The organism is Variovorax sp. UC74_104 (assembly GCF_044055375.1).
Taxonomy (GTDB): domain Bacteria; phylum Pseudomonadota; class Gammaproteobacteria; order Burkholderiales; family Burkholderiaceae_C; genus Variovorax.
The window spans coordinates 2,883,041-2,906,790 of the sequence record NZ_CP171978.1; the positions used below are offsets into that span (position 1 = coordinate 2,883,041).

General features: G+C 69.0%; 25 protein-coding genes. 5 read left to right on the forward strand and 20 right to left on the reverse strand.

Going from position 1 to position 23,750, the window contains the following annotated elements; genetic code table 11:
• Positions 1-92 precede the first annotated feature (92 nt).
• Both ACHMXA_RS13330 and ACHMXA_RS13335 read left to right on the forward strand, forming a co-directional pair.
• Positions 93-1,469, forward strand: coding sequence for a hypothetical protein (locus ACHMXA_RS13330; protein WP_176664820.1), 1,377 nt, complete (start codon positions 93-95; stop codon positions 1,467-1,469).
• The gene (locus ACHMXA_RS13335) at positions 1,466-2,206 is read left to right on the forward strand and encodes a hypothetical protein (protein WP_256098969.1); all 741 of its coding nucleotides are present in this window, start codon (positions 1,466-1,468) and stop codon (positions 2,204-2,206) included. The genes ACHMXA_RS13330 and ACHMXA_RS13335 overlap by 4 nt, the downstream gene beginning before the upstream one ends.
• Before the next feature lie 85 nt (positions 2,207-2,291).
• Here ACHMXA_RS13335 and ACHMXA_RS13340 read toward each other — a convergent pair whose 3' ends face one another.
• Positions 2,292-4,079 (reverse strand): DEAD/DEAH box helicase, encoded by a 1,788-nt coding sequence (locus ACHMXA_RS13340; RefSeq protein ID WP_395320933.1) that lies wholly within the window; start codon positions 4,077-4,079, stop codon positions 2,292-2,294.
• 300 nt (positions 4,080-4,379) lie between these two features.
• On the opposite strand from ACHMXA_RS13340, the gene ettA reads away from it, so the two are divergent.
• Positions 4,380-6,041 carry an energy-dependent translational throttle protein EttA gene (gene ettA, locus ACHMXA_RS13345; protein ID WP_176664822.1) on the forward strand — a complete coding sequence of 554 codons (1,662 nt, stop codon included), beginning with the start codon at positions 4,380-4,382 and terminating at the stop codon, positions 6,039-6,041.
• A gap of 3 nt (positions 6,042-6,044) precedes the next feature.
• On the opposite strand, the gene ACHMXA_RS13350 is transcribed toward ettA, so the two are convergent.
• The 5 genes from ACHMXA_RS13350 to ACHMXA_RS13370 are packed head-to-tail and all read right to left on the reverse strand — an operon-like array spanning position 6,045 to position 11,208.
• A complete protein-coding gene (locus ACHMXA_RS13350) occupies positions 6,045-6,515 on the reverse strand; it encodes a carboxymuconolactone decarboxylase family protein (RefSeq protein ID WP_395320935.1) in 471 nt (156 codons plus the stop codon).
• Complete coding sequence (locus tag ACHMXA_RS13355; protein ID WP_395320937.1) at positions 6,424-6,930, reverse strand: MerR family transcriptional regulator; 507 nt, start codon at positions 6,928-6,930, stop codon at positions 6,424-6,426. The genes ACHMXA_RS13350 and ACHMXA_RS13355 overlap by 92 nt, the downstream gene beginning before the upstream one ends.
• 51 nt (positions 6,931-6,981) lie before the next feature.
• The gene (gene pabB / locus ACHMXA_RS13360; protein WP_395320939.1) at positions 6,982-8,772 is read right to left on the reverse strand and encodes an aminodeoxychorismate synthase component I; all 1,791 of its coding nucleotides are present in this window, start codon (positions 8,770-8,772) and stop codon (positions 6,982-6,984) included.
• Complete coding sequence (locus tag ACHMXA_RS13365) at positions 8,762-10,159, reverse strand: TAXI family TRAP transporter solute-binding subunit (protein ID WP_176664826.1); 1,398 nt, start codon at positions 10,157-10,159, stop codon at positions 8,762-8,764. The genes pabB and ACHMXA_RS13365 overlap by 11 nt, the downstream gene beginning before the upstream one ends.
• A 17-nt stretch (positions 10,160-10,176) precedes the next feature.
• A complete protein-coding gene (locus ACHMXA_RS13370) occupies positions 10,177-11,208 on the reverse strand; it encodes a P1 family peptidase (protein WP_395320941.1) in 1,032 nt (343 codons plus the stop codon).
• 41 nt (positions 11,209-11,249) lie between these two features.
• On the opposite strand from ACHMXA_RS13370, the gene ACHMXA_RS13375 reads away from it, so the two are divergent.
• Positions 11,250-12,545 carry an NAD(P)/FAD-dependent oxidoreductase gene (locus ACHMXA_RS13375; RefSeq protein WP_395320943.1) on the forward strand — a complete coding sequence of 432 codons (1,296 nt, stop codon included), beginning with the start codon at positions 11,250-11,252 and terminating at the stop codon, positions 12,543-12,545.
• On the opposite strand, the gene ACHMXA_RS13380 is transcribed toward ACHMXA_RS13375, so the two are convergent.
• Positions 12,542-13,438, reverse strand: coding sequence for a LysR family transcriptional regulator (locus tag ACHMXA_RS13380; protein ID WP_395320944.1), 897 nt, complete (start codon positions 13,436-13,438; stop codon positions 12,542-12,544). The genes ACHMXA_RS13375 and ACHMXA_RS13380 overlap by 4 nt on opposite strands.
• Before the next feature lie 11 nt (positions 13,439-13,449).
• Here ACHMXA_RS13380 and ACHMXA_RS13385 point away from each other — a divergent pair, with 11 nt between their 5' ends.
• A complete protein-coding gene (locus tag ACHMXA_RS13385) occupies positions 13,450-14,439 on the forward strand; it encodes an isocitrate lyase/phosphoenolpyruvate mutase family protein (protein WP_395320946.1) in 990 nt (329 codons plus the stop codon).
• Here the strand turns inward: ACHMXA_RS13385 and ACHMXA_RS13390 are convergent.
• From ACHMXA_RS13390 to ACHMXA_RS13450, 13 genes are all read right to left on the reverse strand, one after another.
• Complete coding sequence (locus ACHMXA_RS13390) at positions 14,408-14,698, reverse strand: copper-binding protein (RefSeq protein WP_176664831.1); 291 nt, start codon at positions 14,696-14,698, stop codon at positions 14,408-14,410. The genes ACHMXA_RS13385 and ACHMXA_RS13390 overlap by 32 nt on opposite strands.
• A 38-nt stretch (positions 14,699-14,736) precedes the next feature.
• Entirely contained in the window at positions 14,737-15,192 is a 456-nt protein-coding gene (locus ACHMXA_RS13395; protein ID WP_395320948.1) for a DUF411 domain-containing protein, read from the reverse strand.
• Positions 15,193-15,203: 11 nt separating this feature from the next.
• A complete protein-coding gene (locus ACHMXA_RS13400) occupies positions 15,204-15,725 on the reverse strand; it encodes a plastocyanin/azurin family copper-binding protein (protein ID WP_395320949.1) in 522 nt (173 codons plus the stop codon).
• Positions 15,726-15,765: 40 nt separating this feature from the next.
• Positions 15,766-17,154 carry a multicopper oxidase family protein gene (locus ACHMXA_RS13405; RefSeq protein WP_395320951.1) on the reverse strand — a complete coding sequence of 463 codons (1,389 nt, stop codon included), beginning with the start codon at positions 17,152-17,154 and terminating at the stop codon, positions 15,766-15,768.
• A gap of 1 nt (position 17,155) precedes the next feature.
• The gene (locus ACHMXA_RS13410; protein WP_395320952.1) at positions 17,156-18,682 is read right to left on the reverse strand and encodes a TolC family protein; all 1,527 of its coding nucleotides are present in this window, start codon (positions 18,680-18,682) and stop codon (positions 17,156-17,158) included.
• Between the two features lie 77 nt (positions 18,683-18,759).
• Positions 18,760-19,179, reverse strand: a complete 420-nt coding sequence (locus ACHMXA_RS13415; protein WP_395320954.1) for a hypothetical protein — start codon at positions 19,177-19,179, stop codon at positions 18,760-18,762.
• A gap of 24 nt (positions 19,180-19,203) precedes the next feature.
• Complete coding sequence (locus ACHMXA_RS13420; protein ID WP_395320956.1) at positions 19,204-19,482, reverse strand: hypothetical protein; 279 nt, start codon at positions 19,480-19,482, stop codon at positions 19,204-19,206.
• Positions 19,479-20,477, reverse strand: a complete 999-nt coding sequence (locus tag ACHMXA_RS13425; protein ID WP_395320957.1) for a glycerophosphodiester phosphodiesterase — start codon at positions 20,475-20,477, stop codon at positions 19,479-19,481. Before ACHMXA_RS13425 ends, ACHMXA_RS13420 begins: the two co-directional genes overlap by 4 nt.
• On the reverse strand, positions 20,474-21,055 hold the full coding sequence (locus tag ACHMXA_RS13430) for a DUF1439 domain-containing protein (RefSeq protein WP_395320958.1): 582 nt from the start codon (positions 21,053-21,055) through the stop codon (positions 20,474-20,476). The genes ACHMXA_RS13425 and ACHMXA_RS13430 overlap by 4 nt, the downstream gene beginning before the upstream one ends.
• Positions 21,052-21,597, reverse strand: a complete 546-nt coding sequence (locus tag ACHMXA_RS13435; protein ID WP_395320959.1) for a GNAT family N-acetyltransferase — start codon at positions 21,595-21,597, stop codon at positions 21,052-21,054. Before ACHMXA_RS13435 ends, ACHMXA_RS13430 begins: the two co-directional genes overlap by 4 nt.
• 27 nt (positions 21,598-21,624) lie before the next feature.
• Entirely contained in the window at positions 21,625-22,116 is a 492-nt protein-coding gene (locus ACHMXA_RS13440) for an AAA family ATPase (protein WP_395320960.1), read from the reverse strand.
• Positions 22,117-22,310: 194 nt separating this feature from the next.
• Complete coding sequence (locus ACHMXA_RS13445) at positions 22,311-23,093, reverse strand: amino acid ABC transporter ATP-binding protein (RefSeq protein WP_218088176.1); 783 nt, start codon at positions 23,091-23,093, stop codon at positions 22,311-22,313.
• Positions 23,077-23,730: an amino acid ABC transporter permease gene (locus ACHMXA_RS13450; protein ID WP_395320962.1), complete on the reverse strand. Its 654-nt coding sequence runs from the start codon at positions 23,728-23,730 to the stop codon at positions 23,077-23,079. Before ACHMXA_RS13450 ends, ACHMXA_RS13445 begins: the two co-directional genes overlap by 17 nt.
• Positions 23,731-23,750 lie beyond the last annotated feature (20 nt).

Sequence of the window (23,750 nt, forward strand, 5' to 3'; positions counted from 1 at the left end):
TCCGGGCCAAGATGCACCGCCCATGTCATTCGACGTCGAGGCCGGCTGCAGAAACAACAATGAAACGAGGGAGCCGCCCGGGGGCGGAATGTATGAAGCTCACCCATATCACCGCGTGCGCCGTGGCGACGTTGCTTGTTGCCGGTTGCGCATCCCGAGGCAATCCGTCGATGTCGTTCGGCGGCAAACTTGTCGAACACAGCCTGCTGCGCATCGACGATCACGTTTCCTTTGCGCTGGAAGACGGGCCCGAGACCCGCAACTTCACTGTCTCGTGCAATGCGGAGCAGGCGTGGTTGCTCTACTCCGATCTGCGCGCTGGCCGAAGCTATCCAGTCACCGGGCCGCGCTACGGCGTGCGCAAGGAATTGGTGGAGCGCCAGGCACAGGCCCTGAAAGCGCTGCCCGAAGTCGGGCGTGCGTGCCAGGCGGCGCGGCCCGATTGGCGCGAAGTGCAACGCAGCCCCGACGGGACATTCACGCTCATCGACATCGCAAGCGTCGAGACATCTGACGGCGCACTCTTCTTCTGGGGTGCGTTCGACTATCCGCGAATGGACTTCGACCTGCCTTACCGGGCCCCGTTCGGCCAGAAGCGCGAGCGCTTCAGGCTCGAATGCCAGACGAAGTCCTATGCCCAGATGAGCGGCTTCGACGTCGACGAGCGCGGTCGGGTCACGGACGGTCGGGTCGAAGGCACCAAGGCGAAACCCAGCGTGATCGGCGCCGATACGAACTCGGACTACCTGGCGCTCTTCAAAGCGGCCTGTGGCGGCGCTTCGGCAGTGCAGGCGTTGGCTGTTTTCGCTCCTCGCGCCAAGGCAATGCCCGATCCCCGGGGCCTGACGGCAATCAGCCCGCAGGTGACGAACGCCATCTCGCAATTGGGGCTTCCGCCGGCGCCCAAGCGCCTGAAGCGCATCGTGCTCGAAGGCACATGGACCCGAGACGGGAAGACGACTTCGACCCGCAGCGAGGTGCAGATCGAGCCGGATGCGGCAGCTTCCATTTTCCGAGCCCGCTCCAGGGATGCGGATGGCACACGGGCGCAATTCGCCTCGTTCGCAGGCTTGATCGATCTGAGCGCCTTCGTCAACTTCCTCCCCGGCTCCGCCACCATCAGCCAGGTCATGACCGATCTCTCGCTGACCGGGGACTGGCAACGCATGACCGTCGGCTCGGAGCTGCGTTACGCCACAAAGAAACTGAGCCTGTTCAGCATGATGGGCGGAGTGACCTACGACTACACGACTGTCTGCAAGATCGTCGGTGTCAGCGCGGCTGCTGAGCTCCATGCCGAACTGAGCGGCGAGGCCAAGCGCCTGGAATGCCGCATGGAGCGCGACTCGCTCGGTCGGACCAACAGCTATGTGTATCTGACCGACTACGGCTACGCGGTGCAGCTCGGGGAGGCCGCGGCCAAGCCGCCTTCCGAAGGGGTTAAGAGGATTACGGCGGTCGAGCAATGAGCGGCGAGGTCATGACACATCGGCGCGGTTTTCTGGGCACCCTGGGGCAGGTGATGACTTGCGCGGCCCTGCCCGCCCTCGTCGCATGCGGCTCCGGCGGTCCCAGGACGCCGCCGCCATTGCCCAGGATCACCCGCATCATGGTGATCCCCGCCGCTCCCATCGAAAAGATGCACACCGAGAACAAAGGCATCCCCCTGGGCGTGCTGTGGCAGTCGATCGCCGACCGAATCAAGGGTGCCGACTTCAATGAGCGCATGGAAGCCGTGCGCCGCGGGATGGGCCCGAAACTGACGGCTGCGCTGGTGCAGCAACTGAATGCGCAAGGCTACCGGGCAGAAGCACTCGAGGCCGTGTCGCGACCGGCGGCGTCGCCGGACAACATCGACTACAGCAAGCTGCCGACCACCGAGCCGGTGCTGCACGTGTACTTCAACGAGGTCGGCATGTATTCGGCGCGCTTCTCGACCGACTATGTTCCGCGGGTCAACGTGAGCGCCTACCTGATGGATTCGAAGGACGGGGACACCGTCTATTCAGAAACCCTGTACTACGGGGCCGATGCGAGTGGAGACGCAACGGTCAATGTGCCGGCGAACCCGGGCCACCGCTGGGGCAGTTTCGGCGAACTGGTTGCCCAGCCGCAGGCGGTTGCCGCGAGCTATGACGACGCGGTAGTCGCGCTCGCGACCCGCATCGCCAGGAACATCCGGGCGCAGACGGCACCACCCCGCTGAGGGCAGCTGCTGCGCGAGGACAAAAAGAAAGGGCACCGAGGTGCCCTTTCAGTTTTCAAGCAGGCGTGCTGCTCGCAGTGCCTTGTCAGCGGCCGAACGAACGGCCGCCACCACCGCCACCGCCGGAGCGATTGCCACCGCCGTAGCCGCCGCCACCACCCGAGCGGCCACCGCCGCCCGAACGGTTGCCGCCACCGTAGCCACCGCCACCCGAACGGCCACCGCGACCGCGGCCGCCCATGTGGTCGACGCTGGTGCGAAGCGGATCAGGCTGGCCGGCGCCGCCGCCGACCGATTCGGCGCGCAGGTGCGCGACCTGGTTGGCCTGCGTGGGGCTGTGGCTGTTGCCGTGATGGCGCGGCTGGCGCTCCTCGTGCGGCGCGTGATGGTGATGCTGCGGAGCGCGTGCGGGGCCCTGCGGATTACGAGGCTGCTGCTGCGGACGCGCGCCCTGGCCGCGCGGGCCCTGGCCTTGACCCTGTCCCTGGCCGCCGCCGTTGGCGCTACGGCCCTGGCCGTTGCCGCCACCCTGACTGCCGCCACGGCGCTGGCCGCCATTGCCACCGCCGTTGCCGCCACCCTGGCCAGCCTTGTTCTCGCGGATGCGCTGCAGCATCTCGGTGCGTGCGGCCTTGGCGGCCGCCTGCATGACTTCGCGGCTCGGCGGACGGCCGGCGCCGCCCCAGATGGTCTGGCGGCCCATGGCGATGGGTTCGGCGCGCTCGCCTTCCTCGGGGCCGAAGCCCTCGATGACCTGCACGGGGATCGTCTGCTTGGTGAAGCGCTCGATCTCCTGCATGAAGCCTTCCTCGTCCAGGCACACGAAGCTCACGGCCTCGCCGCTGGAGCCGGCGCGGCCCGTGCGGCCGATGCGGTGCACGTAGTCTTCGCTGACGTTGGGGATCTCGTAGTTCACGACGTGCGGCAGCTCGTCGATGTCGATGCCGCGGGCGGCGATGTCGGTGGCCACCAGCGCGCGGAGTTCACCGCTCTTGAAGCCGGCCAGCGCCTGCGTGCGGGCGCTCTGGCTCTTGTTGCCGTGCAGCGCCATCGCCTCGATGCCGTTCTTGGTGAGGAATTCGGCCACGCTGTTGGCGCCGAACTTGGTGCGCGTGAACACGAGCACCTGGCTCCAATTGTTCTCGTTGATGATGTGCGCGAGCAGCGCCTTCTTCTTGCCGCGGCCTACGGGGTGGATCACCTGGGTGATGCGCTGCACGGTGGTGTTGCGCGGCGTGACCTGGATGCTCTGCGGGTTGCGCAGCAGCGTGGCGGCCAGGTCGCGGATCTCGTCACTGAAGGTGGCCGAGAACAGTAGGCTCTGCTTTTCCTTGGGCACTAGCGCCAGGACCTTCTTCACGTCGTGGATGAAGCCCATGTCGAGCATGCGGTCGGCTTCGTCGAGGATCAGCATCTGGACCTGGCCCAGGTCGAGCATGCCCTGCTGCTGCAGGTCGAGCAGGCGGCCGGGGGTGGCCACGAGGATGTCGACGCCCTTCTTGAGCTTGCTGATCTGCGGGTTCATGCCGACGCCGCCGAAGATCACGGTCGAGTCGAGCTGCAGGTACTTGCCGTAGGTGCGCACCGACTCTTCGACCTGCGCGGCGAGTTCGCGCGTGGGGGTCAGCACCAGGGCACGGATGCCGGTGCCGCCGAACTTGTTGGTGGCGCTGCGGCTCATGGTGAGCTTGTGCAGCATTGGCAGCGTGAAGGCGGCGGTCTTGCCGGTGCCGGTCTGGGCGCCGCCGAGCAGGTCGTGGCCTTCGAGGACGGCGGGGATGGCTTGCGCCTGGATGGGGGTGGGGGTGTCGTAACCGTGCTCGTGCACAGCCTTCAAGATGGCGGGAGCCAGCTTCAGTTCGTCAAAAGTCATTGAAAACAATAAGCGCCATACACGGCGCAGTGGCATCGGCCCGCTTGGCGTCTTGTTGACGCCGAGCCAGTCAAGGCAGATGAGGGTCAGGGGTGGGAGCCGGAAAGTCCGCCCTCGCAAAAGGGTGAAATGGGCCTTTCTTCGTCCCCGGCAGAGAGCCGGTGTCGCGGGCAACTGGACCCGCCAACGGAGCCTATTGTCGCATGAGTCGATAATCGGTGGTTTGCCGCGCCCGAATGCCTCCATTCCGGCGACCGCGCATTCCCTCGAATCCCGCTACCCAAGGTAACAAAACCACACATGGCTCAATACGTCTATTCGATGAACCGTGTCAGCAAGACCGTGCCGCCCAAGCGGCAGATCTTGAAAGACATTTCGCTGTCCTTCTTCCCCGGCGCCAAGATCGGCGTGCTCGGCCTGAACGGCTCGGGCAAGTCCACGCTGCTCAAGATCATGGCGGGCGTCGACAAGGAAATCGAGGGCGAGGCGCTGCCCATGCCCGGCCTGACCATCGGCTACCTGGAGCAGGAACCCAAGCTCAATCCCGAGCACACGGTGCGCGAATCGGTCGAGGAATCGATGGGCGCCGTCAACGCGGCCAAGAAGCGCCTGGAAGAGGTCTACGAGCTGTACGCGGCAGAAGACGCCGATTTCGACGCACTTGCCGCCGAGCAGGCCGAACTTGAAGCCATCATCGCCACCGCCGGCACCGACTCCGAGCACCAGCTCGAGATCGCCGCCGACGCCCTGCGCCTGCCGGCCTGGGACGCCAAGATCGGCGTGCTCTCTGGCGGTGAAAAGCGCCGCGTGGCGCTGTGCCGCCTGCTGCTGAGCAAGCCCGACATGCTGCTGCTCGACGAACCGACCAACCACCTGGACGCCGAATCGGTCGAGTGGCTCGAAGTGTTCCTGCAGCGCTTCCCGGGCACCGTGGTGGCCATCACCCACGACCGCTACTTCCTGGACAACGCCGCCGAGTGGATCCTCGAACTGGACCGCGGCCGCGGCATTCCATGGAAGGGCAACTACAGCACCTGGCTCGAGCAGAAGGGCGAGCGCCTGGCGCAGGAGCAGAAGAGCGAGGAAGCCCACGCCAAGGCCCTGAAGAAGGAACTCGAGTGGTCGCGCCAGAACCCGAAGGCACGCCAGGCCAAGAGCAAGTCGCGCCTGGCCCGCTTCGAGGAGCTGAGCGACGTCGAATACCAGAAGCGCAACGAAACGCAGGAAATCTTCATTCCTGTGGCCGAACGCCTGGGCAGCCAGGTGTTCGAGTTCAAGAACGTCAGCAAGTCCTTCGGCGACCGCATGCTGATCGACAACCTGAGCTTCAACATCCCGGCAGGCGCCATCGTCGGCATCATCGGCCCGAACGGCGCCGGCAAGTCGACGCTGTTCAAGCTGCTCGCGGGCAAGGAAAAGCCGGATTCGGGCGAGGTCGTCATCGGCCAGACCGTGAAGATGGCCTTCGTCGACCAGTCGCGCGATGCGCTGGGCGACCAGAAAACCGTGTGGGAAGACATCTCGAACGGCCTCGACATCATCAATGTCGGCAAGTTCCAGATGGCCAGCCGCGCGTATGCGGGCCGCTTCAACTTCAACGGCGCCGACCAGCAGAAGAAGGTCGGCACGCTGTCGGGCGGTGAACGCGGCCGCCTGCACCTGGCCAAGACGCTGATCGCCGGCGGCAACGTGCTGCTGCTTGACGAACCGTCGAACGACCTGGACGTGGAAACCCTGCGCGCCCTCGAAGACGCGCTGCTCGAGTTCGCCGGCACGGTGATGGTGATCAGCCATGACCGCTGGTTCCTCGACCGCATCGCCACGCACATCCTGGCTGCCGAAGGCGACAGCCAGTGGACCTTCTTCGACGGCAACTACCAGGAGTACGAAGCCGACAAGAAGAAGCGCCTGGGCGAGGAAGGTGCCAAGCCGAAACGCATGCGCTACAAGGCGCTGAAGTAAGCCTCAGGCGGCTTCGGCCGCTTCCGAAAGAGCGCGCGGTTCCGCAAGGGCCTGCGCGCTTTTTTCATCGTCCGCCGCGAACACGTCGCGCGCCGCGAAGAGGCCGTTGAGCGCTGCCGGAAAGCCTGCGTACACCGCCATCTGCATCATGATCTCGACCACCTCGTCGCGGGTCACGCCGACGTTCAGCGCGGCCTGGATGTGCACCTTCAGCTGCGGCGTGGCATTGCCCATGGCGGCGAGCGCCGCCACCGTCGCGATCTCGCGGGAGCGCAGGTCGAGGCCGGGGCGCGAGTAGATGTCGCCGAACGGGAACTCGATCAGCAGGCGGCCGAAGTCCGGCGCGATGCCGGCCAGGCTCTCGACCACCTTGACGCCGCCTTCACCGTCGATCTCCTGGAGCTTGGCCAGGCCACGCGTGTAGCGCAGGCTGTCGCTTTGAACCTGGTCTTGCTGTTGTTGTGTGTTCGTCATCGCTCGTCTTTCCTTTCCGGGCTTTGCCCGACTTGGGAGGACGCTTCTGCGTGTTCTCGACCTCGCGGTAGTGGTCGATCTTGAGCGACAGCGCCTGCATGGATTGCTGCAGCGCCGCCACCTTGGCATGAACCTCGGCGAGGTGCTGTTCGAGCATCTCGCGCCGTTCGCCGACGCTGGCGTCCCCCTGGCTTCGAAGCCTGACGAAGGCCTGCATGCCCTGGATGGACATGCCGGTCTCGCGCAGGCGCAACAGGAAATCCAGCAGGTCCATGTCGGCGCTCGCATAGCGCCGCTGACCGCCCGGTGCACGGGGCACCGCGGCGATGAGCCCGATGCGCTCGTAGTACCGCAGCGTGTGGGCCGTGAGGCCGGTCCGTTCTGCGACTTCCGCGATGGTCAGGCTGGTTTCCATGGCATTGATTCTCGAAATTAGAGCGCGCTCTAAGTCAAGCGCCTTGTCGAACTATTTTTGAAAGCCTTCCAGGTCGGCATCCAGCCAGCCACGCAGGCTGTTCACGAAGGCCAGGGCCTGCACCCGGGGCAGATCGTCCACCCGCACGACCGCTTCGGCAAGCTGGCCGTCGCGCACGCGGTTGGCGCGGCCGATGCCGTTCAGCAATCCGCAGCGCAAGGGCGGCGTGACCCAGCGGCCGTCGAGCAGCAGGGCGATGTTGCCGCGCGTGCATTCGGTGATCTCGCCGTCGCGGTTCCACAGCAGCGTGTCGAAGGCACCGGGCTGTGTGGGCGCGAAGGCTTCGTAGTGGGCGCGGCGGGTGGTCTTGAAGCGGGTGAATTCGCCGTGGGCCTCGTCGAACGGGCGCGTGGCGAGCTGCAGGCGCACGCGCGCGGGCGGCGCTTCCATTGCGAAGGCTTCGGCGCGCGGCGTGCCCTGCGCATCGAGCAGCAGGCGCACGCGCCAGGTGCCAGCGGCGTGCCGGGCCTTCAGTTCGTCGAGGCAGGAGGCGACCAGCGCGTGCTTCCAGGGGCGCCCGAAGTGCGCGGCTGCGGCTGCCATGCGCGCCAGATGCGCCGGCGCGTCGCGCAGCTCGCCGTGCGCCAGCGCCAGGGTTTCGAGCAGGTCGAACGATGGCGTCGCGGCCTCGGCTGCGCGGTCCAGGAAGGCCCGCTTGTGGCGCCACTCCTCCCACTCGGCGTCGGCCCGCGCATCGGCGGTGATGCCGCTGCCGATGCCGCAGCGGGCCTTGCCGTCGCGCAGCGTCACTGTGCGTATAGGCACGTTGAAGGTCGCGTGCCCGCCCGGCCGCACGACGCCCACGGCGCCGCAGTACACGCCGCGCGCCTCGGGCTCCAGCTCGCGGATCATGCGCATCGCGCTCACCTTCGGGGCGCCGGTGATCGAGCCGCACGGGAACAGCGCCGCGAACACGTCCGCCAGCGTGGTGCCTTCGCGCACCCGGGCTTCGACGTCCGAGGTCATCTGCCACACCGTCGGCAGCGCCTCGGTGTGGAAGAGGCGCGGCACGCGCACCGAGAAAGGCCGGGCGATGCGCGACAGGTCGTTGCGGATCAGGTCCACGATCATCACGTTCTCGGCCCGTTCCTTGGGCACGGTGCGCAGCCGCTGCGAAAGCGCCTCGTCTTCCGCGGGCGTGGCGCCGCGCGGGGCGGTGCCCTTCATGGGCCGCGTCAGGATGCGGTCGTCCTGCCAGTCGAAGAAGAGTTCGGGCGACACCGACAGCACCTGCTCCTCGCCGGTGTCGATGAAGGCGGTGTAGCCGTCGGGCTGCGCCTGCCGCAGCGCCATGAACAGGGCCTGCGCGTCGTCGTGGAAGCCGGCGTGCAGCGCGGCGGTGTAGTTGAGCTGGTAGAGCTTTCCGTCCGCGATCGCGCGATGGATGGCTCGCATGCCGGCATCGAAGTCGGCGCGCGAGAGATCGAGTTGCCAGTCGATGGGCGCAAGGGCGTGGTCGCCCGTGGCTTCGGGCCATGGCAGGGCTTCGTCGTGCACGCCGAACCATGCCAGGGGGCCATCCGCCGCATGCACGGCGAATGCGCGGTCGAAGGCCGCCGCTGCCTCGTAGCGCAGATAGCCCACGCACCAGCGCCCCTCGCGCGCCAGTGCCTCGACGGTGTCGAGCACGGGCCGCACCTCGGCCGCGGTGCGCGCCACGAGCACGCGCGACGGCGCGCCGAAGCACAGGCGCAGCCTGCCCGCCTCGCCGTGCGGCTGCGCGAAGTCGATCAGCGTGCGCGGGGTCGCGGGCCGGGTCTTTCGGGTGTTGTCAGACGGCATCGTTCGCCGCTGCCGTGGCCGCGCCGGCCACGCCCGCCTGCGGCGCCTTGGCCAGCACCCGCTTGCGCACCGCGTAGATGTTGTTGCGCAGCGCATAGAGCTCGTCGGCGTACGACAGCGGCACGGCCACCTTGTTGACCACGCGGTCGAGCTGGTCGAGCTCCTCGAGCAGCGACTTGCGCTCGTCCTCCTTCGCCAGCGCCTGGGTATCGACCTTCGCCTCGATGTCGCGCAGCCGCGCATACCAGCGGAACACGCGCCGGCGCACGCGGAACTGGTACAGCGGCGGCACCACGCGGCTCAGCGGCAGCATCAGCACCAGCAGGCCGCCCAGCACCAGCCACATGCGTTCGACGAGGTTGCTGGCCCAGAAGGGCAGGTAGCGCTGCCACACCGGCGGCGTGCCGTTGATGGCGCGGTCGCCTTCGGGGCTCACCGGCAGTTCGCTGGTGCGGGTGTTGGGGAAGTCGCGCGCGCGGTTGAACCAGCCCGCGCCGCTGTGCACCGTCTGCGCGGCCTGCGCGAAGAGCTGGCGCAGCGCGGGATGGGTTTCGTCGCGCGACAGCAGCGAGGTGGTGGCCGCGAGCAGCGACACGTCGTGCGGCGGCGAGTCCTTTGACAGGTCGATCATTCCGCGCGACAGCGTCACGGCCGAGAGGAAGGGAAAGCGCCGCGAGTAGGCGTCGGCCTGCCCGAAGTCCATGAGCTTGATCGAGTCGGAGCGCAGCAGCCGCTGCACCTGCGGCGACTGCGGCGCGGAAGACAGCACGATGGCGTCGAGGAGGCCCGCCTCCAGCGCTTCGGCGGCCGAGGCCTGCTCCAGGTTCGACAGCAGCAGGTCGTCGGGTCCGAGCCTGTTGGCCTTGAGCATGCGCTCCATGATGTCCGGCAGCCCGCTGCCGGGCAGGTCGACGTTCACGCGCAGGCCGCGCAGCTGGGTCAGCGATGTCAGCGTGGCGGTCTTGCGGTCGATCTTCTGGGCCGAGTCGGTGCGGTAGAAGAGCCAGATCGGCTCGTAGAACAGGCTGCCCAGCGAGGTGAGGCCGGCTTCCTCGTCGGCCACCGGGTCGGCGCTGCCGCCGCGCACGAAGCCCACGTCGGCGCCGCCGGTGCGCAGCAGCTGCAGGTTCTCGGTCGAGCCGGAGGTGGGCTTGAGCTCCACCTCGATGCCGTTGTGGCGCAGCGCCTCGGCATAGCGCTTGCCGAACTGCGCGTAGGCGCTGCCCGTGGGGCCGGTGGCCAGCGTCACGTGCTTGGGCGGCTGCGGCTGCAGCCACCAGTAGGCCGCGACCAGCAGGCCGATGACGATGAAGACGATCGGCCCCGCCGAAGCGATCAGGTCGCGGATCGACAGCAATATCAGCTTCAGGGTCCTGGGGAACGCCATGGTGTTGCCTCCCTTGGTCACCCGTGCGCCGCGCCCAGGTCCGCCGCGCAGGGAATGTGCAGCTCGCCCACCGTCACCGTGCGCGCGGCCTGCACCGCGCGCAGCGCCGCGATGGCGACGACCTCGGCGGCCATGGTGCTCAGCACCGTCATGCCGGGCGCATCGCCCTCCAGCGGCACGCGGCCGGTGGCCAGCGCGAAGAGGGTGTCGCCGTCGCTCATGGTGTGCACCGGGTTGATGGAGCGCGCCAGCCCGTCGTGCGAAACCATGGCGAGCCGGTTGGCCTGCACCTTGGTCAGCACCGCGTCGGTGGCGATCACGCCGATGGTGGTGTTGGTGCCAGCCAGCAGCGGCTTGGGGCTGTCGCCGCGAAGCAGCGCGCGCCGGGTGTCGAGCAACCGGGTGCCGTCCTCGGTGCGCGCGCCGGCCACGGGCTGGCCGGTGTCGGGGTCGATCACGTCGCCCAGCGGGTTCACCGCGATCAGCGCGCCCACGGTGACGCCGCCGACCTTGACCGATGCGGTGCCGACGCCGCCCTTCATCGCGCGATGCACGCCGAAGAGCTTGCCCACCAGCGCGCCCGTACCGGCGCCCACGTTGCCCTCGGCGGGCGCGGCGGTGCTGGCGGCCTCGCAGGCGGCATAGCCGGCGGCGGCATCGGGCCGGATGCGCGCGTCGCCCATGGGCAGGTCGAACAGCACCGCGGCCGGCACGATGGGCAGGGTGCCGAAGCGCACGTCCATGCCGATGCCGCGTTCCTCCATCCAGCGCATCGCGCCTTCGGCCGACGCCAGGCCCCAGGCGCTGCCGCCCGCGAGCATCACCGCGTGGATCTGCTGCACGAGGTTGCCGGGCGAGAGCAGGTCGGTCTCGCGCGTGCCGGGCGCGGCGCCGCGAACGTCCACGCCGGCCACGGCGCCTTCGCGCGCCATGATCACGGTGCAGCCGGTGGGGCGGCGCGTCTCGGTGAAATGGCCGACCTCGATGCCGGCGACGTCGGTGATGGCACCGGCGGAATGGGAGAGGAGAGAGGAAGACGGTGCTGACATGGCGGCCGATTATGAGACCGCACCCTCTACGATCGCCGTCCATGACGGTTGCAAGAAGTTTCTCTTCCCCGGGTGGTGCGCGCCACGTGGTGGTGATCGGCGCGGGCGCGGTCGGCAGCGCCACCGCCATCGAGGTGCTGCGCGCGGGACTGCGCGTGACGGTGCTCGAGCCCGGCGAGCCGGGCGGCCCGCACGCCACCAGCTACGGCAATGCCGGCTGGCTCTCGTCGCACTCGGTGGTGCCGCCCGCGCTGCCGGGCGCATGGCGCAAGGTGCCGGGCTGGCTGGCCGATCCGCTCGGCCCGCTGGCCCTGCGCTGGCGCTACCTGCCGCGCGCCCTGCCGTGGCTGCTGCGCTACCTGGCCTCGGGCTGGACCGAGCCGCGCGTGCAGCGCACCGCCGACGCGCTGCGCACGCTGCTGGCCGATGCGCCCGCGCTGCATGCGCGGCTGGCGGCCGAGGCCGGCGTGCCCCAGCTGATCGAGCAGCGCGGCCTGCTGCATGCCTACCGCTCGCGCGCCGAGTTCGATGGCGACGCGCTCGGCTGGCGGGTGCGCCGGCGCACCGGCTTGCAGTGGGAGGAATGGCCGCAGGACGAACTGCGCCGCCGTGAGCCCGACCTCGACGCGCGCTACACGCTCGGCATCTTCGTGCCGGAGGCAGGCCATTGCCGCGACCCGGGCCGCTACGTGGCCGCGCTGGCGCGGCATGCGATCGATTCGGGCGCCGAGCGCGTCGCGGCCCGCGCAATAGGCTTTCGCATCGAGGGCGGCCGGCTGCGCGCCGTGCTCACCGAAGCCGGCGAGATCGCCTGCGATGCCGCCGCCATCTGCGCCGGTGCGCGCTCCGGCCCGCTGGCCGCGGCGGCCGGCTCGGCGGTGCCGCTGGAGTCGGAGCGCGGCTACCACGTGGTCGTCGAGGACGCGACGGCCGGCCCGCGCACGCCGACCATGGTGGCCGACGGCAAGCTCATCGCGCACTGGATGGACGGCGGCCTGCGTGCCGCCGGGCAGGTGGAGATCGCCGGCCTCGAAGCCGCGCCCGATTGGCGCCGCGCCGAGATCCTGCTCGCGCACCTGCGGTCGATGTTTCCCTCGCTCGCCCCAGCCGCGCCGGGCTCGACCGCGGCGAAGCACTGGCTCGGACACCGCCCGAGCCTGCCCGACGGCCTGCCCTGCATCGGGCCGGCGGCAGCCACTTCAGACGTAGTGCTGGCCTTCGGGCACGGCCACGTCGGCCTGTGCGGTTCGGCGCGAACGGGGAGGATGGCTGCGCAACTGCTCGCGGGTGCCGCGCCGGAGATCCCGCTGGCACCCTTCGACCCGGCGCGCTTCTAGAGTTCGGCGCGTTCCAGCTCGGCGAGCAGGGCGCGCGTGGCGCGACTGAGAAAAGCCGAGCGGCGCACCACGCAGGCGACGGGAACGCGCACGTCGAGGTCGTCGATGCGGATCAGCGCGAGGCTCCCGCGCGCGACTTCTTCGGCAATGCCGCTTTCCTGCAGGAACGCGAGCCCGAACCCCGCCTCGACCAGCCGCTTCTGCGCCGTGAGGCTGTCGACGGCACTCCAGTCGATGCGCTCCACGCCCCGCACCAGGAACTGCGAAAAGATCGCCTCCGCATGCGGCTCGGTACGCCGTGGCGGCTGCGGAAAGGCCAGCCACCGTTCCTTCGAGAGCCGAACCAGCGACTTCAGCCGTGCGCCCGCGAGCGGATGCGATGGCGCGCAGGCGACCACCAGCTGCTCGTGATGGATGACCTTGCACAGGAGGTCAGGCGACGGGTCTTCGTAGTAGCGCAGGCCCACCGCCACGTCGCTGGCGCGCACCTTCTCGCTGACCTCCGCGCTGGTGGCCGTCTGCAGCCGGACGTCGAGGCTCGGCAGCGATTGCCGCAGCCTTGCGAGCACCGTGGCGAGGCCCGAGCTCGCCAGCGTGCCGACGGCGGCAATGTGCACCGTTCCCGCGGCGTCGGACTTCGCGGCCTGCACGGCGGCCACCGCGTCGCCCATCGCTGCAGCCACTTTCTCCGCGTGCGGCAGCAGCGCCTCGCCCGCCTGGCTGAGCCGCAGGCCCCGGCCCACGCGCTCGAAGAGGGGCGCGTCGAGCTCCTCTTCGAGGAGCGCGAGGCGGCGGCTGATGGCCGACTGCGTGCGCGAGAGTGCGGTCGCGGCGGCAGATACGCCGCCTTGCCGGTGAACCGTCAGGAAGGTGGCGAGAGCTTCGGAATCCATGTGGCAAATTCATGCAAAAGATCGATGGGTTCGAGAAATATTATGCGTTTGACGCGTGCCATCGCCGTCGCGACGATCGAGTCTTCATCGATCAAGCCGGAGCTGGAATGGACCCGAAGACACGCATGGCGCGCGGCCGCACCTTTCTCGAACTGCACCGCGCGAACCGCGGCTTCGTCATGCCCAATGCCTGGGACCCGGGCAGCGCCGTGCTTCTCGCGGCAGAGGGCTTCGAGGCGATCGGCACCACCAGCGCGGGCATCGCGTTCTCGCTGGGCAGGCCCGACTACAACGTCAGGGATTCGCGTCTCGCGGTGGGGCGCGAGGAAATGCTCGAGGTTGTGGGCAGGATCGCCGAGGCGGTGGACATTCCCGTGAATGCCGACCTGGAGGCGGGCTATGGCGACGAGCCGCAGGACGTGGCCGACACCGTCCGCATGGCGATGGATGCTGGCGCGGCCGGCGGCAACATCGAGGACACCGACGCCGCGCACGGGCGGCTGTTCGACGAAGAACTGGCCGTTGCCCGCATCGCGGCGGCCCGCGCGGCGATCGACGCGGCAGGCGGCGGCTTCGTGCTGAACGCGCGCACCGATGCCTTCCAGCTGCCCGGCGATGGCGCGCTGCGCATCGCGATCCGGCGCGCCAACCGCTTCATCGAGGCGGGCGCGGATTGCGTGTTCGTGCCCGGCGTCACCGATGCATCAGTGGTGGCGACGCTGGCGCGCGAGATCGCGGGGCCCCTCAACATCGTGATGGGGCTGAACGAAGCCGGCGCCAGCGCCTTCAGCCTGATCGAGGCGGGCGCCCGGCGCATCAGCGTGGGCGGATCGATCGCGCGCTCGGTCATGGCGCTGGTCAGGCGCAGCGCGCAGGAACTGCACGTGCTGGGAACGGTGTCCTACGCGAGCAGCCAGATCCCGCAGCGCGAACTCAATGCGCTGTTCGAGGCCGCGCTGCGCAAGAGCCTCAGTTCGCCGGCGCGATCGACAGCACCGTGAGCGCGCCGTCGACCTTGTCGGCGGTGAACTGCACCTTGTCGCCGGGCTTCACCTTCGTGAGCAGCGCGGGGTCCTTCACGCGGAAGACCATGGTCATGCCCGTCATCTCGAGGTTGGGAATGTCGCCGTGCCTCAGCGTGATCTTGTTCGCGTCGGTGTCGATCTTGCGCACCTCGCCCTCGACCGAGGGCAGGGCGGATTGAGCGAAGGCGGCGGCGGCGAGCAGGGCGGCGCAGAAGGCGGTGAACAGTTTCTTCATGATCGGTTTGCTTCCTTGTTTCTGTTTCGAGGTTCGATTCAGCGATAGCTCTGGTAGACGCGCGTGCTGCCGTCGGCCAGCACCAGCAGCACGTCGTAGGGGGCGCGCTGGTCGCCGTAGGCGGGGCCGTCCATGCCCGGGGAGCCGACCGGCATGCCGGGCACCGCGAGGCCGACGGCCTTGGGCTTTTCCTTCAGCAGCCGCTGCACCTCGCGTGCTGGCACGTGGCCCTCGATGGCGTAGCCGCCGACCAGGCCGGTGTGGCACGAGCCCAGCTTGGCGGGCACGCCCAGCCGGTTGCGCGCGGCCGCGTTGCCTTCGTCGTGCACGCGGGTGGCGAAGCCGTTCTTGTTGAGGTGCTTCACCCAGTCCTGGCAGCAGCCGCAGTTCGGGTCCTTCCAGATCTCGACCATCGGCGCGGCGGCCTGCGCGGTCGTCGCGGCGAACGGCAGGGCCGCGGAGGCCAGTGCCAGCAGCATGTTCCTTCTGCGCATGGCGTTCTCCTTCAGGACTTGCCGCCGGCTGCAGGCAGCACGCGGACGCGGCCGGCCATGCCGAGCTCGTAGTGGTCCTTCACGAGGCAGGCGAAGTCGAAGTCGCCGGCGCGGTTGAAGGTCCAGACCATGCTGCCGGTCTTGCCGGCGGGCACGTGGACCATCCACGGATCGTCGTGCTCCATGTCCGGAAACTTCTTCATCATGGCCGCGTGAGCCTCGATCTCGGCGGTGGTGCCCAGCACCAGCTCGTGCAGTTCCTTGCCGCGGTTCTTCAGGCGCAGGCGGACGGTATCGCCCTCGCGCACCTCGATGACCGAGGGCGTGAAGCTCATGTCGTCGGCCATCGCGATGTCGATGGTGCGTTTCACCGCGCTGCTCTTGCCGGCGATGCCCCAGGGCTTCTGCTCGGGCGCGAGTTCGGCGGCGCCCTTCGGCTTGGGTTTGTCGTGGGCCTCGTGCGCGAACGAGGCGCTGGCGAGTGCAGCGAGCGCAAGGCCCGCGGCGATGGACTTCAGGTGTGTCTTTTTCATGAGGTGAGCTCCGTGAGAAAGGAGGACTAGATAGAAGAGGTCAGTGGTTGTGCGCGTCGTGCCCGGAGGGCTTGCGCACGGTCGCGTCGGGCTTGCCGCCCGTCGGCGAGGCGGGCGTTTCCTTGCGGGTTGCCGGCGGCACGTTCGCGTTCGGCACCTCGCGCGCCACGGTGCCCGCCGGGTGCCTGAACCAGCCCGGGTCGCGGTAGTCGCCCGGCTTCTGGTCGCGCCGCACCTTCAGCAGCGTGAACATGCCTCCCATCTCGGCCGAGCCGAAGGGGCCGGTGCCGGTCATCATCGGTACGGTGTTGTCGGGAATGGGCATTTCCATCTCGCCCATGTCGGCCATGCCCTTGTCGCCCATCACCATGTAGTCGGGCACGAGCTTTCTTATCTTCTCGGCCACGCCCTTGTGGTCGACGCCGATCATGGTCGGCACGTCGTGGCCCATCGGGCCCATCGTGTGGTGCGACTTGTGGCAGTGCAGCGCCCAGTCGCCTTCCTCGTCGGCGATGAATTCCATCTGCCGCATCTGGCCCACCGCCACGTCCACCGACACCTCGGGCCAGCGCGCGGTGCGCGGCACGGGGCCGCCGTCGGTGCCGGTCACCTCGAACTCGTGGCCGTGGATGTGGATCGGGTGGTTGGTCATCGTCAGGTTGCCCACGCGGATGCGCACGCGGTCTCCCTTGCGCACGTTGAGCGTGTCGATGCCCGGGAACACCCGGCTGTTGAAGCTCCAGATGTTGAAGTCGGTCATGGTGTTGACCTTGGGCGTGGCGCTGCCGGGCTCCACGTCGAAGCTGCCGAGCAGGAAGCAGAAGTCGCGGTCGGCCTTCTCGATCAGCGGGTGGTCGGCCTTCGGGTGCGTGACCCAGAAACCCATCATCCCCATCGCCATCTGCACCATCTCGTCGGCGTGCGGGTGGTACATGAAGGTGCCGGGCCGGCGCGCGGTGAACTCGTAGACGAAGGTCTTGCCCGGCGGTATGTGCGGCTGCGTGATGCCGCCCACGCCGTCCATGCCGTTGGGCAGGCGCTGGCCGTGCCAGTGCACGGTGGTGTGCTCGGGCAGCCTGTTGGTGACGAAGATGCGCACGCGGTCGCCTTCCACCACCTCGATGGTCGGGCCGGGCGACTGGCCGTTGTAGCCCCACATGTTGACCTTGAAGCCCGGCGCCATCTCGCGCACGACCGGTTCGGCGACGAGGTGGAATTCCTTGACCCCGGCGTTCATGCGCCAGGGCAGCGTCCAGCCGTTGAGCGTGACGACGGGGTTGTAGGGCCGGCCATTGGGCGGCACGAGCGGCGGCGCGGTGGCGGTGGAGCCCTGCGAGACGGGCTCGGGCAGCGCAGCCATCGACACGCGGCTGACCGTGGTGGCGGCGACGGCCGTGGCCGCGCCCGCGAAGAAGTTGCGGCGGTTCATGTCAGTGGCCTCCCGTTGCCGGCGCTTCGGCGGCCGAAGCGGTCTGCAGCGCCGACATGCCGCCCGGCGAACTGCCCGTGAGCACCAGCTGCAGGTCGGTGTCGGCGATCCAGAAATCGCGCTGCGCCTCGATGCCCGCATTCACCGCGAGCATGCTGGCGCGCGTCTCTGCCAGCAGTTCCCACACGCTGGCGAGCATGCCGTTGTAGCGCAGCACCATTTCCTCGTTGACCTTCCTGCGCAGCGGCAGCACCTCGTCGCGGTAGCGGCGCGCCAGCGCATAAGCCGTGTTCCAGCCCTGCCATGCCTCGCGCGCCTCGCTCGCGGCGAGCACGCCCACGTCTCGCACGCGGGCGGCCGACTGCAGGTATTGCGCCTCGGCGCGGCCGTTGCGGGACTGGCCCCAGTCGAAGATCGGAATCGGCAGGTCGAGCTCGAAGCCGCGCTTGGTGGTCTTCGTGCGGTCGGCGTCGTTCTCGAAGGTGGTGTTGCGCACCACGCCCAGCTCCATCGCGTTGACGACGCTGGTGGCGCGCGTGAGGCCGAGCGAGCCCGCCACGGCGGTGTTCTGCGCCTGCGCCGAGCGCACGTCGAGCCGGTCGCGCAGCGCCAGCGCCTGAACGTCGCCCAGTTCGGGCGCGGCCTTCGGCAGCGGCGGCAGGCGGTCGGGCAGGGTGTAGCGGGTGGCGCGCTCGCCGCCCAGGCCCATCAGGCGCGTGAGCTGCTCGCGCGAGGCCACGGCGGACTGCTCGGCGCGCGCCAGCTGCGCGGATGCATCGGCCAGCAGCAACTGCTCGCGCGTGCGCTGCAGCGCGCTCCAGTTGCCGACCTGGGCCATGCGGTGCGCGAGCTCGGCGCCGGCTTCGGCGGCTTCCTTCGCGTCGCGCAGGTAGGCCACGCTCTGCTGCGCCGCCACCGCGCGCACCCAGGCGCGTCGCGTGTCGGCGGCCAGCACCAGCACGCTCTGCGCGGCCTGCAGCTTGGCCGCCTCATGCCGCTGGCCAGCCCACCGGGCCTGCCATGGCAGCGTGACGAGGCCCAGCACGTTGAAGCTGAGCATGCGCTCGAACTCGCGCTCGCTGCCCTGCGCCAGGCGGCTGAAGGAAAGCACGGGGTTCGGCGGGCTCGCGGCCTGAACACGGTCGGCATCGCTGAGCTGCAGGGTGGCGAAGGCGTCCTGCACGCGCGGGCCGTTGATGAGCGCGATGCGCACCGCGGATTCGACGTCGAGCGGCTTGGCGAGCAGCTCGTCGACGCTCTTCTGCGAGGCCTCGTCGGGCGTGCGCTGGGCGGTGGCGCCCGCCATCAGCGGGTTGCTGCCGACCAGCGCCTGCACGTCGGCGCTGCCGCCGTCGGGCGAGAGGCTGGCGCAGCCGGCGAGCACCAGCGCGGCCGCCAGCGCGGCGCCGGTCCGGATGAGTGGAAGAAGGGGCTTGTCGCCGACCTTGGTCGGGCCAGGCGGGTGTGCTTCGCTACGCTTTCGATAGCGATGAGTGCCGGCGGCATGCCGGCGAACGGGGGAATTCACTTTCGATCTCCATGAGCAATACGACGGACGCCGCGAGCCGGAACAGGCTCACTGCGGACGGACTACGGGCAGGGAGATCAGGAAATGGGCGGCTTCAGGCCCTGGACGGGCTCCGCGCTGACGAAGCGGGCCGCGTGGGCCGCGGGCGACGCCTGGGGCGCGCCGTGGACGATGGCAACCAGCGGCATGCCGCCCAGTGCCACCGTGTGGCAGACCTGGCAGGCGACGCAGGTGCCGCAGCCCTGGTGGCCGGTGTTGTCGTGGCTGTTGTTGCTGCCGCCGTCGTCATGCCCGGCGTGGGCCGACATGTCCATCGCCATGTCGCCGGCCGCATCCATCGCCTCGTGGCAATGGGCTTCGGCCGCGGCGGAAGCCACGGTCGCGGCCTCCATGGCAGCCGGCAGCGAGTGGCGCACCATCTCGACCGCCATGGCATCGCCCAGCCAGCCGCGAACGGGCAGCAGGACGATCATGAGGGCGAGCAGCAGGGTGCGCATGAGGGCGGATGATAAACCGGTGCCTCAAGACACCAGCTGGCCGCGGGCCTTGTCGACCCACACCTGCAGGTTGTCGAGCAAATCCTTCTGGCTGAACGAGCAGCTTTCCTCGCTGAAGAGCGCGCTCGATTCCAGCCGGTCGAGCAGCCCCAGCAGCACCTCGCCGTAGCGCGGGGGAAGGGCGCCCAGCAGCTCGGTGCTGGCGCGGGCCTCGTCCGACAGCGTGGTGACGGAACCACCCCCGGCACGCAGGGCCGCGACGCGCGCGGCGACGGCATCGAGCTGCTGCAGCGCGGCGCTCACGATGCGTTCTTCCCGGGAGGCGGCAGCGACAGGCCGCGCTCGCGCATCAGGTCGCGCAGGATGTCGGGGTAGTCGGTGATGATCCCGTCGGCGCCCCAGTCCATCAGCCGCAGCATGTCTGCGCGCTGGTTCACCGTCCAGGGCAGCACCTTCATGCCGATCTTCTGGGCCTCGCGGATGACTTCCGGCGTCAGGTCGGCAAAGGCCGGCGACCAGATGACGGGTCCCGGCGCATTGGCCGACGCCGCCCTGACCATCTGCGGCACCGAGGCGAAGCTGGCGGCGTCGAAGCCATCGGTCCAGCGCTTGTCCTTCAGCGTGCGGGGCGTCGTGAGGTAGGCGCGCGGCAGTTGCGGTGCGAGCTTGCCGACCAGCGTCAGCGTGCGCCAGTCGAAGCTCTGGATGGTCACGCGCCCGGCCATGTTCGCCTTGTCGATCTCGGCGAGCAGAGCGCGCACCATCGGCTCGGGTGCGGCGGTTTCGTCGGGCCTGGTGGGATCGATCTTGGTCTCGATGTTGAAGCGCACCGTGGCCGCGTCGGCGCCGCGCGCCTGCACCTGCGCGAAGAGCGAGGCCAGCGTGGGAATGCGTTCGCCGTCGCGTGGCATCTGCAGCGCGAACTGCTTGCCGTAGTTGCTCGCCGGGTTGAGGCGGCCCACGTCGTAGGTCTGCAGCTGCGCGAGCGTGAGCGAGCGGATCGGCGCGCCGCTCTTCGGCGCCAGCCAGGCACCGCTGGCGTCGCGCGTGTGATCGGGGTTGAGCGAGGTGTCGTGCGAGATCACCACCACGCCGTCAGCCGTGAGGCCGATGTCGAGCTCCAGCGTGGTCACGCCCATGTCGATGGCGTTGGAGAACGCGGCCAGCGTGTTCTCGGGCGCCAACCCGCGTCCGCCGCGATGGGCCTCGAGATCGAAATGCTGCCTGGCCTTGGGGGCCAGGGCGGCACAGCCGGCCAGCACCAGCGCAAAGGCGATGAGCGTGTATTTCCTCTTCATTTGAGCTGTACCTTGATCCCGTTGTCCTGCACCGTGATGTCGCCGATCTCGTAGGTCTTGCGGCCCACGGTGAGTTCGTCGGCCGTGAAGCTGCGCAGCACCTGGCCCTGCAGCAGCTCCTGCGCGACCACCGCTCCCACCTTCTGCAGCCGCTCGGCGTCGCGGCCCTCGATGCCCTGCAGCTCCAGGCGCTCGGCCTTGGGCTGGTCGAGCCGCAGGGCGCGCGCGGTGGCGTCGTACTTCAGCGCGCTGCTGACCGACACCACGCCCTGCACCGGCGAGGAGGCCAGCAGCGGGCTCGCGATGGTCAAGGTGGCGGTGATGGCCGCGCGGTTGGCCTGCGCGTTCAGGCCCAGCTGCGGATCGCGCAGGCCGACCATGAAGATCTCGGCATAGCGCTCGGCCACCGGGAAGCGCTTGGCGATCTGCGCCTGCAGCTCGTCGCGGCTGGCGGTGTATTCGCTGGTGAAGAAATTGAAGCCGGCCAGCGCTGCGAAGGGCGCCTGCAGGGCCGTCGCGCCCAGCAACGCGTGCAGCACGCGGCGGCGGGAGATGGTGGGCAGGTTGCGGTGGTTCATACGGTTGGGAGCTTGCCACAGGAGGTAGGTTTCCCGGTGTCGGGCGGCGCGCCGACGGTTTGTACCCGCATCTCGTAGCGCGCAAAGGCCCGCTCGCCCTTGTGTATCACGCTGTGCAAAGAGAAACCGAAGCGCTCGTACAGCGAGCGCAGCGGCGCCCGGTCGGCCACGCAGTCCAGCCTCAGGTACGGGCGGCCAGCCTGCGTCGTGCGTTCTCGTGCGAATTCCAGCAGCCGCACGGAAACGCCGCGCCCCGCCCAGGCCCGGCTCACGGCGAGCTTGTGCACGTAGAGCGAATCGCCGCTTTCCATTTCGGGCCAGAAGCCCGGGTCTTCGAGGTCGATCCGCACCACGCCGGCCACATCGCCGCCTTCGCGCGCGATGAAGTAGCTGCCGGCATCGGTGTCGCGCTGGATGCGCTCGAGGGCGACGTCGGCCGCCGACCACAGCGGCCGGCCCTCGGCGGCGATCCACCGGGCGGCTTCGTTCAGTACGGCCGCGACGGTGGCGGCCTCGGAGGGCTTGGCTTGTTCGATCTGCATCGGGGCCAGAGCATAGCGGCGCCGGCCTCAGGCATGCCTGAGGACGTCGAAGCCTTCCTGCAGCGAAGGCGCGGCGAAGTGGCTGCTGATCTGGTCGAACTGCTCATCCGTCGTCTCGAAGGGATGCGTGCCGCTCGCGTTGCGTGCCCGCAGGCGCCCCTTGCAGACGGCGTCGGGCACGTCGAGAAAGTGCAGCCTGTGCGCGGCGCCGGCCGCTTCGAAGATGCCTCGCATCCACCGGCGGCTGGCCACCGTGTTGGCGGGAAAGTCGAGTACCACCGACACGCCGGCCCCGAGCAGCCCGGCCACGTGAGGCGACATCGCCTGCTTCAGCCGGCCCGCGCAGCGCACGTAGTCGGACAGTTCCCGGATCTCGCCGGGGTACAGCGCCGCCAGCCAGGCGTCCTCGCTGATCAATACCGTGGCAGGCGCCTCGGCGAGCTGCCGCGTGAGCGTGGACTTGCCGGCGCCGATCTTGCCGCAGACCATGTGGAGCACGGGGCGGGGGAGGGGTGTCATTTCGATCTCCTGGAGGGTGGAAGAAAAATGCCCCAGGAAACGAAAAACCCGCCTCGTGGGGCGGGTTGCATGGCGTACCTGACGTGTCGTTCGAAGTGCCGCGCGCTAACCCACCGTCTTCCGGATGGGTCGAATAATGGACGCGGTACGCAGGCTGGCCATGGGCGGAGGATAGCAGCCCGGCCGTCAGCGGCTCAGTCGTGCAGCGAAGAGAGAAACTGCTTCAGCTCCGGCGTCTGCGGATTGCCGAACAGTTCCGCCGGCGGCCCCATCTCGTGCACGCGGCCCTGGTGCATGAAGATCACGCGGTCGCTGACCTTGCGGGCGAAGCTCATCTCGTGCGTGACCATCAGCAGCGTCATGCCCTCGTCGGCCAGCGACTCCACCACGCGCAGCACCTCGCCCACCAGCTCGGGGTCGAGCGCGGAAGTGATCTCGTCGCACAGCAGCACGGCCGGCTCCATGGCCAGTGCGCGGGCGATGGCCACGCGCTGCTGCTGGCCGCCCGAGAGCTGGTCGGGCATGGCGTCGAACTTCTCGGCCAGGCCCACGCGCGCGAGCAGCTTGCGCGCCTGCGAGGCGGCTTCGAGGCTGGTGCGCTTCTTCACCAGCGTGGGCGCGAGCATCACGTTCTTGCCGACCGTGAGGTGCGGGAACAGGTTGAAGCCCTGGAAGATCATGCCCACGCGCTGGCGCAGCTCGCGCATGGCCATGGCGCTCTCGTGCAGCAGCGGCTTGCCGTCCACCGTGAGCGAGCCTTCCTGGAACACCTCCAGCCCGTTGACGCAGCGCAGCAGCGTGCTCTTGCCCGAGCCGCTCTTGCCGATGATGGCGATCACCTCGCCGCGCTTCACGTCGAGGTCGATGCCCTTGAGCACCTCGTTGGTGCCGTACGACTTGCGCAGCGCCGTGATGCGCACGATGGGCGAGCCCACCGCGGTGGCGGGTTGTTGTTGGGGTTCAAGCACGGCGGCCATGGGATTTCCTCTCGAGGTTCTTGGCGTACAGGCTCACCGGGAAGCACAGCACGAAATAAAGCAGGGCCACGCAGCTGAACACCACGAAGGGCTGGAAGGTGGCGTTCGAGATCATGCTGCCCGCCTTGGTGAGTTCGATGAAGCCGATCACCGACGCGAGCGCGGTGCCCTTGATGACCTGCACCAGGAAGCCCACCGTGGGCGCGATGGCGATCTTCACCGCCTGCGGCAGGATCACGTGGCGAAGCTGCTCGCCGAAGCTCAGCGCGAGGCTGCCCGAGGCCTCCCACTGCCCCTTCGGGATCGAGGCCACGCAGCCGCGCCAGATTTCGGTGAGGAAGGCGCTGGTGTAGAGCGTGAGCGCCAGGCTGGCGGCGGTCCACGCCGACACGTCCACGCCGAAGAGCGCGATGCCGAAGTAGGCCAGGAAGAGCTGCATCAGCAGCGGCGTGCCCTGGAAGAGCTGCACATAGAGGCCCACGGCCCGGCTGGCAGCCTTGCCGCCGCGCAGCCGCAGGAAGAGCAGCAGCGCGCCCACGATGCCGCCGCCGATGAAGGCGATGAGCGAGAGCACGACAGTCCAGCGCAGTGCCAGCAGCAGGTTGCGCAGGATGTCCCAAAGTGAAAAGTCAGCCATGGTGGTGAAAGTGCCCGTGT